The organism is Winogradskyella bathintestinalis, assembly GCF_030407435.1.
GTDB classification, from domain to species: Bacteria; Bacteroidota; Bacteroidia; order Flavobacteriales; family Flavobacteriaceae; genus Winogradskyella; species Winogradskyella bathintestinalis.
Genome location: NZ_JASDDK010000013.1, coordinates 1 through 14,576 on the forward strand (window position 1 = coordinate 1; position 14,576 = coordinate 14,576).

Annotated in this window: 11 protein-coding genes and 1 pseudogene; 1 reads left to right on the plus strand and 11 read right to left on the minus strand. The window is 30.5% G+C overall.

Annotation, left to right across the window (positions count from 1 at the left end; genetic code table 11):
* Positions 1–368: 368 nt before the first annotated feature.
* From QMA06_RS15875 to QMA06_RS15900, 6 genes are all read right to left on the minus strand, one after another.
* Entirely contained in the window at positions 369–1,067 is a 699-nt protein-coding gene (locus QMA06_RS15875; RefSeq protein ID WP_290207898.1) for a hypothetical protein, read from the minus strand.
* A gap of 51 nt (positions 1,068–1,118) precedes the next feature.
* Positions 1,119–1,529, minus strand: coding sequence for a hypothetical protein (locus QMA06_RS15880; protein WP_290207899.1), 411 nt, complete (start codon positions 1,527–1,529; stop codon positions 1,119–1,121).
* Positions 1,530–1,791: 262 nt separating this feature from the next.
* On the minus strand, positions 1,792–2,355 hold the full coding sequence (locus tag QMA06_RS15885) for a hypothetical protein (RefSeq protein WP_290207900.1): 564 nt from the start codon (positions 2,353–2,355) through the stop codon (positions 1,792–1,794).
* Between the two features lie 237 nt (positions 2,356–2,592).
* Complete coding sequence (locus QMA06_RS15890) at positions 2,593–3,570, minus strand: hypothetical protein (protein WP_290207901.1); 978 nt, start codon at positions 3,568–3,570, stop codon at positions 2,593–2,595.
* A 748-nt stretch (positions 3,571–4,318) separates the two neighbouring features.
* Complete coding sequence (locus tag QMA06_RS15895; protein WP_290207902.1) at positions 4,319–7,780, minus strand: T9SS type B sorting domain-containing protein; 3,462 nt, start codon at positions 7,778–7,780, stop codon at positions 4,319–4,321.
* A gap of 78 nt (positions 7,781–7,858) precedes the next feature.
* Positions 7,859–8,296 carry a winged helix-turn-helix transcriptional regulator gene (locus QMA06_RS15900; RefSeq protein ID WP_290207903.1) on the minus strand — a complete coding sequence of 146 codons (438 nt, stop codon included), beginning with the start codon at positions 8,294–8,296 and terminating at the stop codon, positions 7,859–7,861.
* 135 nt (positions 8,297–8,431) lie between these two features.
* Between QMA06_RS15900 and QMA06_RS15905 the strand changes: the two genes are divergently transcribed.
* Positions 8,432–9,448, plus strand: coding sequence for an SDR family oxidoreductase (locus QMA06_RS15905; protein ID WP_290207904.1), 1,017 nt, complete (start codon positions 8,432–8,434; stop codon positions 9,446–9,448).
* A gap of 199 nt (positions 9,449–9,647) precedes the next feature.
* On the opposite strand, the gene QMA06_RS15910 is transcribed toward QMA06_RS15905, so the two are convergent.
* The 5 genes and pseudogenes from QMA06_RS15910 to QMA06_RS15930 all read right to left on the minus strand — a co-directional run bounded on the left by QMA06_RS15910 (position 9,648) and on the right by QMA06_RS15930 (position 14,445).
* Positions 9,648–9,896 carry a type II toxin-antitoxin system RelE/ParE family toxin gene (locus QMA06_RS15910; RefSeq protein ID WP_318036611.1) on the minus strand — a complete coding sequence of 83 codons (249 nt, stop codon included), beginning with the start codon at positions 9,894–9,896 and terminating at the stop codon, positions 9,648–9,650.
* Positions 9,897–9,938: 42 nt separating this feature from the next.
* A pseudogene (locus QMA06_RS15915) lies at positions 9,939–10,189 on the minus strand (type II toxin-antitoxin system ParD family antitoxin).
* Between the two features lie 210 nt (positions 10,190–10,399).
* Positions 10,400–11,044 carry a hypothetical protein gene (locus QMA06_RS15920; RefSeq protein ID WP_290207905.1) on the minus strand — a complete coding sequence of 215 codons (645 nt, stop codon included), beginning with the start codon at positions 11,042–11,044 and terminating at the stop codon, positions 10,400–10,402.
* A gap of 725 nt (positions 11,045–11,769) precedes the next feature.
* The gene (locus tag QMA06_RS15925; RefSeq protein WP_290207906.1) at positions 11,770–12,714 is read right to left on the minus strand and encodes a hypothetical protein; all 945 of its coding nucleotides are present in this window, start codon (positions 12,712–12,714) and stop codon (positions 11,770–11,772) included.
* Positions 12,715–13,776: 1,062 nt separating this feature from the next.
* A complete protein-coding gene (locus tag QMA06_RS15930) occupies positions 13,777–14,445 on the minus strand; it encodes a hypothetical protein (protein ID WP_290207907.1) in 669 nt (222 codons plus the stop codon).
* Positions 14,446–14,576: the final 131 nt, after the last annotated feature.

Genomic DNA, 14,576 nt, shown 5'->3' on the forward strand with positions numbered 1-14,576 from the left:
TGTATTTTCTAATCCAATAGGAGATAGTTGTTCTGGGAACATCATATTTTTTAGATGCAAAGTTTGTAGAAATCTGACCATTCTGAATTTGGTCAACGACGAATAATTTGAGTTCTAAAGTTGCTTTTTTGTAGCTTTTTTTTCGCCAGTGTTCTTCTTGTGCTTTCGTAAGTGACTATCATTAAATGATGAATTTTTAGTCAACCTATTTCAGGAAAGTACATTTCTCAAATGTGTGGCAACGTGTTTGTGTATGATTTCGTTGCGTGTTTAAGCACTAAAGTTAGCAAATAAATCACAGATAGAAAGTCCGCGAGGACTTTCGTAAGTAGGCTAGAACTAGCAATGAATTATACACGGTGTTGCCATTAGTATTTTTCGGTTAATTGTTCAAATCCGTTCATTAAATCAACAAGTTTTTGTCTTTCTTTCCAGCCAGGAAATTTATCTTCTATAAATGATTTTGGTTCATAACTTCCATATGCTATATAGTTCTTTCCTTGACAAATCCAGAAGCTGAAATCAGCTCCATCATATATTATTTTTGTGATTACTGTTCCTTTTTCTTCTCCCTTTTTTTCGGTTATGTTCAATTTTGATTTATCTATTTTATATTTATTTCCTTCAACGCAATTTTTTAGATGGTTCCAATAATACGGATATCCCTTTTTCTTAATTCTTTTTCGTTTGATTTTAGTTTTCTTTTCAATAGAACTTGGTTGATAAACAACGAATCTTTTTACTTTTCCATCATTTTGGTAAACGATAAATTCCGAATTTTGCCCTTTTGTCCAATAAGATGAATATCCAATTTTAATAATTAGTGAATTTCTATCTTTTAATTTTAGCAAGTCAACGTAATTATTTTCCGTTTCAGTTTTTCCTTCCCAATCGATTTCAGGAATTTGCCAATTTTGCGAAAAACTAATTATAGGAACTAAAATTAGCAGGTAAAAAACGACTTTTTTCATATTAATGGCAACGTTTATGTATATGGGCTGTGGCGTGTTTTGGCACAAACCTCTCCAGATAAAAACTGGCTTTGGAAAATCCGCAGGATTTTCCAAGTGAGGACAGACCAAGCCATAGCTTATATACTGTGTTGTGCGTCGTATTTTTTAGATTGGTTTGAAATGTATTTCAACATTTTTTAGTTTAGATGGATTACTCTTACCAGAAACTAATATTAAAATCAATTTGGTTTTATTCAGCGATATTATTCTCGAAGTAATTTTCCCATCAATAATTAATTCTATATAATTCTCATCAGATACATATTTCCAGGAACCTTTTCTTATCGTTCCATCATCTTCTATTAAATCAAATTTACCATCTTTTTTGAAAAGAAAATCAAAATCCTTCGCTCCAGGCATTTGTCCGATTTTTTCAGAACCCATCATCGCAAATTCAATTTCCCATTGGTTCGGTAGGATTCTTTCTAATTCTGATTCGGTCAATTTTACATTTTGACCTATGAGTGAAACATTAATTCCAGTTAATAATCCAAGAAAAAGTAATAGTTTTTTCATTTTTTAATTTATGTTCAGATTTTGGTCAGACAAAGACTTTTCCAGTTTTATAATTAACTTTCGGATTGACATTTCCATTCGCAAATCCGTTTGAGTGATAAATTTGGCGTGATGATTTTATAAATTTCAGCACGGGTCAATATGACGCACAACGTTTATGTATAAGAATAGTTGCGGGTTTGTATGCGAGGATTTTCCGTAGGAAAATCAGACGTTACAAACACGCAACGACCCTTGATTAAGCACTAAACCGCAATTATTTTTATACGGTGTTGTATCCAGTTTTTTTTCTTTTTATTATTTCAAATATTCCTAAAACTAGCATCGCAATTATCATTCCTTGTATAAAGAATACTCCAATTCCGTATGATATTGATTCCATAAGTCCAGCGTTTCCATTTTCGGTTTGATAGTCTCTATGGAAGCTTGTTGTTATAATTACAAAACGTTCAAAATACATTCCGCTTTTCATTCCGAACGCAACCAAAAGGACATACCAAAATTTTGATGCTAATTTTCTAATGAATAAAGTCAGAGGTAAAATTAAAGCTCCGAAAAACATAATCCAATAAGCCCAAGTATAAGGTCCAGTTGCTCGATTGATAAAGGCGTGTTCATCTGGATTCATAGCCATCCCAATCAGATAAAAAGTAAAGGTAACTATCGTATAAATGATAATTGTCCAGCGAATTAAATTCAGATTTTTTTTCGTTTCAAATCGGTTTTTGAAAATCAGTTCGACAAGCATTAATATCAGAATTATTGGAATCAGACAGTGAATCAGATTCGCATCAATTATTTCAATAATTCTTTTGTATAATTCCATTTTTTGTTTTTCCTAGGTTGCGCGTCAAATTGGGTACAACGGTCTTGTATATGGCTCGTAGCGTGTAAATTAGCGATTATTTTCGGATTAAGCACAAGCCAGATTTTTAAATTTTACTATTTATCTTTTTTATTGGAAATCGTCAAATTTAAAAATTTGGCGACTTTCTAAATATGCCTTAACATCGTTTAAGCAACGAATTAGCTATGAGCTATATACGTTGTTGTGGCACGTTTTTTATTCATCATATATAAGCTCAATATACATTTCTTCAATTTTCTCAATATCCGTTTTTTCCATTTTTAAAATAAACTTTCTGCCTCCATAAATGTAGTGAGGTACTCCGGGATTGTAATAATACTGATAGTAGTTTAAATCTGTAATATCAAAAATCGCATTGTCAATAGTTTCTTTCGTTTTAGACTCGTCGATTTTCATTCTCTTGAATAATTCTTGAACTACTCGTTTGGTGTCATTTGGATTTATAATACTCTCTTCTTTTAGTGAACAAAAACTATTTTCAAAATCAACTTCCTCAAAAGTTATAGTAGCATCTGCTAATATTGGTTTCCCTCCCAAAATGTTAGGAAGTTCTTGTTCATATTCAATTGGTGTTGTAATGTCATATTCCATTCCAAATGGAAAATGAAAATATTGAAGTTCGCTAATAGCTAATTGCTCGATACCTTGCTTGGAACTATATATCTCAATAATTGGATTCAAAGCATTTCTTAATTCACTAACTTTTTCTGGATTCTTTTTTTCAAAACTATTTAGCATTTCTTTCAGTAGTAGTTTTGTAGATTCTCCTATTTCTTTCCAATTTAAAATCTCAATAAATTCTCCAAGTTCATTTGTTTTGTAAATTACTTTTGATAGGTCATTTTTTTTGAGAATTTGATTGACAGCTTCTTTATCTTCAAATATTTTTTCAGCTTTTTCTTGAAATGTGCTTACAATATTGTTCTTATAGGTCCACTGAATTTTATACGATTTATCCGTAGAATCAAGAACTCTAAAATTTGCAATATACTGCGATGAATCTTTTTTGGTTTGCACATCATTTTTCCATTCCCTTTTGACTTTTGATACTTTAAAATCGTAATCGTCACCAATTGACCAATAAGCAACAAATGCAACTTTAGTTGAGTCAATTTGACTGTATAATGTGAGAGAAAGGAATATAAATAAAAGTAGAGTAATTTTCTGTTTCATAGATTTTTGGTCAAATGTGCCACAACGGTTTAGTATATGATTTGTAGCGTTGTTTCAGCCAGTAAGTTAGCAAATAAATACCTAAACAGAAAAATCGCGAGGTTTTTCGTGAGTAGGCTATAAGCAGCTATAAATTATATACATTGTTAGCTAAGGTTTTTTTCTTTTTTAAGTGCTTCTCCTTTGTGTATTTCCGAATGATTTGTTTTTCAGACGTTGATTGATTTTTTACTTAAATATCAAAAAAATCTCCGAATTATTATTCCGTTTTTTTCCGCAAAGAGAATCAGTTTTGTTTTTCAACCTAAATTTTTGTGACATCAAAATTGATTGATTTAATCAACTAATTTCAAATTTTATAAGCAGCGAACAGTTCAGTAGTACTTTTTGCCATTTCGCTTATCAGCCAAAAGTTGAGGATTGCTATAATATTGATGTAATGATCAGAAGTTGGGTAAGCCTAATTCGCGCGTAACGTACCGCAAGAGTAAGAAATTCCAGCATAATATTTTTTAAGGTTCAGCTTTAAATTCCAGCGTAGTTTTGATTTGAAAATAAGCACAGAATTTAGTGATTGCGTTGAAATTGCAAGTTAGCCCAAAATCTTTGCTAACGTGATTGTGTATGGTTAGTTGCGTGGTTAAGCGAGTAAGTTAGTAAATAAAAACCGAATAGAAAATACGCGAGTATGTTCGTAAGTAGGCGAGAACCCAGCAATTAATTATACACGGTGTTGGCAACTGGCTTTTTATCTTTTCAATGAGAAATGTCCTGAAAAAGTTCGACCATTACCAAGGTCTGTTCTAAACCAATAATCATTCGACATCATTTGTTTACCATTATAAAATCCGTTCCAACCTAAATCGTTTGATGTTATTCTAGCTAATAGCTTTCCGTATCTGTCAAAAATTAAGGTCTCTGAATTAGAAAAATTGGCTATACCTTTAATTTGCCAAAAATCATTATAACCATCATTATTTGGTGTAAAGAACTTTGGATAATCGATTACTGTAACTTCTTCTGAATCTTGTCCGCAACCATCTTTATCCCTAACAAATACCGTGTATATTCCACCTTGAATATTTGAGAAGTAATTACTATCCTGATAATTTATACCATCAATTGAATATTCAAAATCTCCATCACCTGATGCAATAATTTCAATATAATTATTACCCAACTCCCCAAAATTCATCTGTTGTATTTCAGGTAAAACTGAACGAATAAGAGTAAAGTCAAAAGAATTTTCGCAAGCTATACCATTCTCAATTTGTGAAACAGTTAAAGTGTAATTACCTTCTTCTATTATTTCTCCACTATTAGTGCTTGAAATTAGAGTTCCATCTTCAAAGAACCAATTATATGAATTATATCCAGAATTTACGTTTAATAAAATAGATGGTTCTAAATTACAAATGAAATATTCATCCTCTAAATTAATTACAGGTAATTCGTTTACAATTAAATCGAAGGATGTTTCTGAATAACAAATTGGGTTTGAGACATCTTCAACTCTTAGATTTATAGTTTGTGAGAGAGGTTCTGTATTTTGAAATAATATGGGTAGAGGGCTTGGAAGGGGATTATTAACGGAATCGAAATACTGTATTGTTAATCCTGTTTGATTTCCAATAAGTTCTTGTTCTATGAGTGATGTATCAAATTCGGCATAGCCATTCCCTTGGTCACAAGCATATAAATTTTCAGGTTGACTGATATTTGGTTGTGTAACAGTTTGCAACTGTAAAGTCGATTCTGCATAGCAGGTCGAAATATTATCAGTAACTCTTACTGTTATTATTTCATTGAATGCATTTGAATTTGTGTATGGGTTTGATAAAGAACTAGGTAGTTCATTACCAAACTGGTCAAAGTAGCTTACAGACATTCCTGTTTGTCCATTTAAGACTTGACTTTCGACATTGGAGGTGTCGAAATGTTCTGAAAAACCATCGTTATTATCGTCGCAACCATAAATTATTTGTAATTGATTTGCTTCTGGTAAAGGATTTACCATTAAATTAAAAGAGCTTTCATTAAAGCAATTAGAATTTGGATTGGTTATTCTGGCCGTAATAGTTTCCTGATTAATAACCATATTTTGAACTGTATTTGGTAAAGGATTAGGTAGTTGTTGACCATTTTCGCGGAAAAATTCTACTATCATTCCGAATTGATTGTCCGAAATAATAGTTTCTAGGTTACTAATGTCGAACTCGGCAATTCCATCATAATCATCATCACAAGCATAAATGTTATTAACTTCATTAATTTCTGGTAAAGGGTTTACTATTAAGTCAAAAGATATTTCTGTAAAACAGGTTAAATTATTGTTGTATGCGACTCTAGCTATAATAGTTTCTTGCTCAAGAACAGAATTAGACATTGGATTTGGTAATGGGCTTGGTAATTCAATTCCATTAGAATCAAAGTATTTTATAGATAAATCAGACTGAGTTCCAATTAATTCATTTTCTATTAAAGATGTATTAAAGGTACTAGAAATTTGACTCCCATAATCATCTTCACAGGCATATATATTTGAAATTTGATTCACATTAGGACTGTCAGAAATAACTACCTCAATATTTAGGGTTTCTGTTTCTATTCCGCAAGTCACTAATGCAGTCACATCATAATTCCCATTGTTGGTAAATGTATGGCTAGGATTGATTACAGTAGATGTATTATTTAGACCAGAAGCAGGATCATCAAAATTCCATATTACAGAATCAAAATCACCATTAATTTCGAACGAAGTACTTTCAGTCAAACAGGAGTTTTCATAGGAAATCAAACCATCCAAATCTGTTTGATCGGTTTTGTATTTGTAAAAAAGAACATCTGAATTACTGTTACCACTATTATTCGTTATTTCAGTACCGTTTATTTGCATTGGTGAGCTTTCGAAGAAAGAACTTAAATATATATCATTATCTACTATTAAAATTGGACCAGGTCCATCTACGTAACCATACCCAGCTCCATAATAGCTTTCTCCAGATGACCGTAAAACAAATTCTTTTTCAAAACTGTCAAGATTAACTTTAAATAACACCAAGTCTTCAGTATAAAAATTAGTGGTTTCTATTGTTGTTTCATTCATTGTCAATGACAATCTAAAACTCGTTAAAACAAAAAGTTCATCATTTTTATGATACATATAACCGTTACTTATATTATCGTTTCTCCAATTACCACCAATAGTTGGTAAAGGTAAACTTGAACAGTTATCTATGGGTGTAATATTTTCAAGATTTCCATCGCTTGTAGAAAATTCAGTCAACAAACTACCATATTGGCAATTACTCACGGTAAAAACATTTCCTAAAACATCTACAGAATTGTGATAACTTCCCCATAAATATAATTTATCGTTTATATTATTATAATATAAGTTTGTTGAGTTATATCTATTGTTATTAGCGGAATAACTTGATATTTCATTAATCCATTCTTGGTTTAAATTTGAGTCGAATTTTGTAATATGTGTAATGTCATTAGAGGTACCTGTTAAATATATATTACCATCTAAATCAATTTCAGAATCAATGAGAGTATCTTCTCCGTTTACTCCAAAATTTTCCGCATCAATTAAGTTTCCTTCTAAATCAAATTTAGCAATGTAGTAATCTTCAACATTACTTGTTAAGGTAATTTCGTTATTAATACTAATTGAGGTATAAAAAATTCCAACAACAAAAATTGTATTATTCCAATAATGTACATTACTACCAATTTGCTGTCCTCCAAGAGGTCTACTCCATAATAGTTGGCCTTGAGAATCCATTTTGACAATATTCATGCCAGTATTTATCTCTATATTCCCTACATTGACTTGACTCCATGTATTTGTAACAATAACATATATATTATCTTGTTCGTCTACGGTAGTTTTATAAGAACCAAAACCAGCACCAATAGAGGTAAGCAAAATATTTGACCAAATCAGATTACAATTAAAATCATATTTATAAATAGCACCTCCACCAAAATTACCTAACATAGTTGTGAAAATAATTCCATCGGATACTATATTAATATCTTCAGGGTGGTCACGCACCCAACCACCAATATTCTGTGCACAATCAAAACATTGGCTATATGAGAAAATGGAATATATTAGAAAAGGTATAAGTAGTTTAAATTTCATTTCGATTTTTATAGCTTGTTGCCAACGTTGTTGTATATGTTTTGTTGCGTGTTTCAAGCACCTAATTTAGTAAATAATTACCGACCAAGAAAGTCCGCGAGGACTTTCGTAAGTAGGCGAGAAGCCAGCAATAAATTATATACGGTGTTGTAGCCAGTTATTTTTCTTATAATTTTCTATAATTTTTTCAATAAACTTTTCTTTGTTACCTTTTATTATTTCTATCTGCTCTCCCGAGTATAAAGATGAATGAAATTCTCGTAAATTATTGTCGCTCCAAATTGATAATTCTACGATTATTGGTGTTAATGCAATTCCTTTAACTGTTAAAGTATAAATATTTGTTTTTTTGTTTTCAGGAAGTTTTTCCTTGGTTATAATTTTAATTTCTTCCAGCATTTTTAATCTTGAAGACAAAATATTTGTTGCGATAGCTTCTTCACACTCAGTAAAATCTTTGAATGTTTTCTTTCCTTCAATCAACATTTGTTTAATAATTACTAAAGACCACTTGTCTCCAATGATATCAATGGCGCTAGTAATAGGGCAGTTGCATCTAAATTTATCTTCCATTGTCAATTGTTTTGTATATAAAATTATTCTGTAAAAATACTTTTTTTTATTTATTACTTGTAAAATAAAAGTGAATTATTACCTTTGCTTGCAATTAGCAAGTAATAATTTGATATAAAAAATGAATTTTAAGATATGAAAAAAGTATTAGTAACAGGGATTTCAGGATATGTAGGATTACACGCTGCAGCTGAATTATTAAAGAATGGATATTCCGTAAGAGGTTCGGTAAGAAACTTATCTAAAACGGTAGAATTGACAAAAGCAATCCAAAAAGAAGTTGAGCCCAATGGTAATTTAGAGTATTGCGAACTTAATCTTTTAAATGATGAGGGCTGGAAAGAAGCAATGCAAGGTTGCGATTACGTTTTACATATTGCTTCTCCTTATGTTGCGGCTGAGCCTAAAGATGAAAATGAATTAATAAAACCAGCAATTGACGGAACGCAACGTGCATTAACCTTTGCTAAGAATGCCGGTGTGAAACGTGTTGTTTTAACTTCTTCTATAGTTGCTATGTTTGGTGATGCAAACAAGTCTTTAAACATAAAACAAGATACATGGACAAACCCTAATGCAAAAAATATGTCTGCCTATGTAAAAAGCAAAACACTTGCAGAAAAAAGTGCTTGGAATTTTATTGAAACTCAAAAAGGCGATAATAAGCTAGAATTGGTTGTGATTAATCCAGGTCCAATTTGGGGTCCAACCTTGTCAGATAAACTCTCTGGTGAATCGATGAATATTGTTAAAAATATGATTACTGGTAAAATGCCTATGCTAGCAAAAGTGGCTACCAATATGTCTGATGTTCGTGATATTGCAAGTATTCACGTCAAGGCCTTAAAGAATAAAGAAGCCAATGGGCAACGATTTGTAGTTGCTACCGAGAATCCATATTCCTTTAAAGAAATGGCTCAAATCCTCAAAGCAAACGGAAATGATAAAGTCAGTACTTTTGAAGGACCAAATTTTTTATTAAAATTTATGTCCAAATTTAATAGTGATTTAAAAGGTATGAAACCATTTATTGGAAATACTTATAATGCGGATGTTAGCAATACAATGCAAGTTTTTAATTGGACTCCAATCTCTTTTGAAAAATCAATATTAGATACAGTTCAATCGGTAAAACAAAAATTAAAAAACTAATTATCGCTCAATTATCACTCGGATTTTAATGAAAGTTCGAGTGTTTTTTTTAATTGGCTACAACGTGTTTGTGTATGATTAGTTGCGTGGTTTAACGACCAAGTTAGCAAACTTTTACGAACCCGTGAATATTCCGCAGGAATATTCGCAAGTAGGGAAGAACTTAGCAATTAATTATACACGGTGTTAGGTGTAGTTTTTATTCCGTCAATCTATTTTTCAAGTCCATTCTTTCGTGTAATATTCTTATTATCTCAATTCTATCTTCCGAAATCAAATCGTAAAATATTATATGCTTTCCAGATTTAAATCCGAGTAAATTTCTAATTACTCCAAAATATTCTTTTCCAACATCAGGATTATTTCCAATTCCGTTACAAGCAAGTTTTATCGTTGCGTAATATTTGTCAGCTTGTTTTTCTGACCATTTTTCGTAAGTGTAGTCCAAATGTCATTTAAGTCATCAATTGCTTCTTGTCTTAAAACAACTTTAGTCATTCTTTCTTTTTTCAGATTTTAACCTCTTTAGGTTTTCTTCAAAGTCGAAATCTTCTACTATTGGACTATTCAGTCCTTCTTGGATAGCGTTTCTTAAAGCGATTACTTTACTTTCTTCATTTTCCAATAGTCTATAAGTCCAGCACGTATTACTTCGCTCACATTTTTATATCTTCCAACAGAGACTTGCGAACTTACGAATTGGTCAAAATAATTTCCGAGTGATATTGATGTATTTTTCATATTTTCTAAATTTACTCAAATTTACCAATTTTTGGTAAAAACATCAATTTTATCTCGATTTTTTAATTACACCTAACGGTTTTGTGTATGATTTCGTTGCGTGGTTTAAGCACTAAAATTAGCAAATAAATCACAGATAGAAAGTCCGCGAGGACTTTCGTAAGTAGGCTTTAACTAGCAATGAATTATACACGGTGTTGCCAGTAGTTTTTATTTTTTAAATATCATTTTCAAATCCGAAATTAAATAAAACCCAACAAATCCAAATATTCCAATTGCCAGCAAGTAGCCACCATTCGGAATAATCAGAAAGATATTAAGTCCGATTAAAAATAAACAAAACGGATAAGTAAGTAATCTAATTAATGAGTTTTTTAATGACCATTCTTTTTCGGTTTTCTTTTCCTCAACTTCCATATCTAAAAGTTCAAATATTTCGTCGAGTTGATTGCGTTTTTCAAATCTATAAATCATTCGAGCAAACAAAGCAAAGATTGAAGCAAATACAGTTATAAAAGCAATTGCTGGCCAATTTCCGATATAATTAAATTCAGTTGGATTTTCCGGAAATACGAAGTATAGAAATCCGATTATAAAAATTCCGATTATTATTTTTCCAATCGGATTAAGTTTGTCTGAAATTTTAATCAGATGATTATTTGAGTTAAACTCAAATTTAAAAATCGGATAGAATGTTGCGTTCCAAATATTTTGATTCCAAACTTTTATTTCGTTCCGACCAAATTCGCCAGCAGGTCTTAAATCTCGTGAAAAAACATTCCATAAGTGATTCAGAAAAGTGTCATTTTTTCTTAATTCAATTAACTTTTCAACGTCTTTTCTCGTGATTTCCAAAGTTTCTCTCAAATTACTGGCAACGTGTTTGTGTATGAGTTAGTTGCGTGGTTTGGCAACTAAGTTACTAAATATTTACCGAATAGAAAATCCGAGAGGATTTTCGTACGTAAGCTCTATAAAGCAATTAATTATACACGGTGTTAACTGTAGTAATTACTTGGTTTTTTATTTATTTGAGTGTTTTCGATTTCTTGATATTCCACAATATTTATATTCCGATGATTCTGAATTAATTTTGATTATTAAACGTCTAATTTAGAAAAAAAAATCGAGCGATGCTCGATTTCCGCTAAGTTCGGCTTTTACAAACTTGCTAAAATTCCGACTGAGTGAATTTCCACAGTTTTCAATTCGGGTTTGAGTGAGAATTCCGATTGAGTAAGATTCCAATTCCAATTAATCAAACGAGCTAAAATTCCAACGTATTTTTATTCAGATTTTGAGTGAGAAATTCGTGCGTTGTGCTTATCAATCTAACGTTATAAAATTCAGAATTCGAGTGATATTTTTGCATTCAATTCGGCTTAAGCAACTTGATTTTTTTGCTTAAAATTCCGATTTTGGTTGCGCTGCGTTATTACAGTTAACGTGTTTGTATATGGTTTGTTGCGTGGTTAAGCACGTAATTTAGCAAATAAAAACCGAATAGAAAATCCGCGAGGATTTTCGTAAGTAGGCAAGAACTAAGCAATAAATTATATACGGTGTTGCCAGCAGTTTTTTTAAATAATTACCCATATATTAAGCTTTGTTTCATTAACAAAAACATTATGCTGATGAACTTCCAATGGTTGTTTTTTATGCTTATGGTCAGAATAATATAAAATTCCATTTTTAAGACCAGTTACAGTTAAATATGAAGCTAATTGGTCAATGTCAATTTTAATTCGACCATCAATTAAATTTCTTTTTACCTCAATTATAACTTTTTGTTGTTCATAATCCAATACAAAATCTGGTCTGATTTGAATTCCTCCAATTTTGTAATTAGGTTCTCTGTAAACTTTAATTTTATCAGACGATTTTTCTAAAAAAGCACTCATTTTACCAATGATTTCAAACTCTTTTAATTCAGAATTTTCATCTTCAGTTTCCAAGTAAAATTTATTTAGAATTTTTAAGAGTTTTTCTGCAAATGGTTCATCCTCTTTTTCAAAAATTTCTTCGATTTTATCATTATTCTTATTATTCTCAAGTTTCTCTAACTCTTTGTTGTAAGCTGTACGTTCTTGGATTTCGTTTAATAAAAGGTAAACAAATGATGAAACATTCATTAAAGCTAAAAATGCCTCTGTTCCATCGACTACAAACTTATAATCGTGTGTCGATTCATTTCTCCACTCACTTCGATAATTTTCAAATAATTGTAAAACACGATTTTTAAAAATGTTATTTTTTTTAAGATACGTTTCTATTTTAAAAGGTGTTGCTCTTTCAACTTCTTTGGTAGTCTTACCAACTAAAACTTTATAAGCTTCTTTTAAAGCTCCTTCGTAGGCTTGATTTGTGCGATAAACAACATCATTGTTAAAATGTTCGTCTTTTTCGGCTTCTTGTAAATAAAATTGAGCTCGTGATAAATGATTGTGAATTAAGTCCAAATAGGAAGAATGCCCTTCGGATTTCAGGTGTTCAATTTTTTCGTGTATTTGGTCAAGTACGTTCATTCTCAAATTGCTGGCAACGTGTTTGTATATGATTAGTGGCGTGTTTAAGCACGTAATTTAGCAAATAAAAACCGAATAGAAAATCCGCGAGGATTTTCGTAAGTAGGCGAGAACTAGCCATTAATTATATACGGTGTTGGCAGTAGGTTTTTTTTCAATCCGCTCAACTATCTCATATCCTAATTTTCCCTTTTCCATAAACAAAAGTATTGTGTCATTCTTTTGTAATTTATTCCAGAGTTCAGATTCAATCCTGAACTTCTCGTTGTAAATTCCAACGTTTGTGAAAATCCAATATTGAGAATCATTTTTGTCTTTTTCGTCAATTTCAGATTCCTTTTTCCAAACAATAGATTCTGTAGGATTTAATTCCTTTTCTGCTTTGTAACGATTAATAAAAGTTACGCAAGAAATGAATAATAAAGGAAATACAATTAGTGATGAAAAGAGTCCAGAAAAACTAAATTTCCGATTTTCTTTTGATTTAAAACTATATCTTAAAATGACTATAAGAATCGCAAAAATTAAACCATATATTCCAAACTCTTTAAAGATTTGAGAATCATTTATAGTGTTACCTAAATGTTTAAATTCGTTAGCAACAAAACCAATAAATAAACCTAGTATAATTGGTGCAACTACAGTTCCTTTAATCAGTTTTTTTAAGTCAGATTTTTTTCCATTCAGAACATCAATAAGTCTGATTACATTCAGTAGAATAAAGAAAAAACCAACAAATGCAAAAATTCCAAAAAATGATTTTTTGTCGATGAAAAGAACTAATAATAGAATTCCGAATAATATTCCAACTGTAATTTGAAAATATTCGTTTTTCAGTATTTTATCAATTCAGTTTTGGTTTTAAATTTACTTTTTAAAAAATCGAAATTTTAAATCTAAACTCGATTTTTGTTGGTCTGGTCAACTTACTGCCAACGGTTTTGTGTATGATTTCGTTGCGTGTTTAAGCACTAAAGTTAGCAAATAAATCACAGATAGAAAGTCCGCGAGGACTTTCGTAAGTAGGCTATAACTAGCAATGAATTATACACGTTGTTGGCATTAGTTTTTTCCTGTTTTATTCCACCAAAATATTAAATAAATAAACGGTGAGTGAATTAAGAAATTAAGTATGTAATTCAAATATGGTCTATTCCACAACAAAGGAATTTTATAAGCAATCCAAGTGATTAAATATATAATTCCGATTAATAAAATTATAGCAGCAATAGAGCCTAAAACATTCTTTAATTCTCTATGAACGGAACCAGTAAAAGGCATTATTATCAAGCCTATAATTAAAATAAAAAAGAAATAATTTGATGTTAAAATCATCCAAAAAGTTGAGCGAATTGGTTTGTTTATAATAGTATTATCATTTTTAATAACTGGGCTTTTGATTTCAGTTGTGTCCGATTTTTTAAAAATATTGATTTGGTTTAAATCCAAATTCCGTAATCGGTCAGAGTAGTGAGTTCTATTATAAATCCGATTTTCTATTTCGGTCAATTCAGTCAGTTTTAGAGAATCAGTTTCATATATTTCTTTTAGATTATTAATTGATTCTAATTTTTCAATTTTGTTATTTAGGTGAATATCATAAGTGAAATTAAAATAGTAGTCGCAAGTCGTTAAAACAAAAAGAGTAATGATAAATAGAGAAGTCCTTAAACCAAAATGAATAGATTTATTTTCAAAAAATTTAAGTAATCTTTCTATTAGTTTATCCATTTTGTATTATACTGAAATAGGTTGACCTTTTTTTTGTTATTATTTCGACGTTCAAAAGATTTTTTTTAGCCGTTTAGAAGGCAAAAAAATAGTTTGAACTAGGTCTGTATTTAAATCGTTAGTTCAGGTAA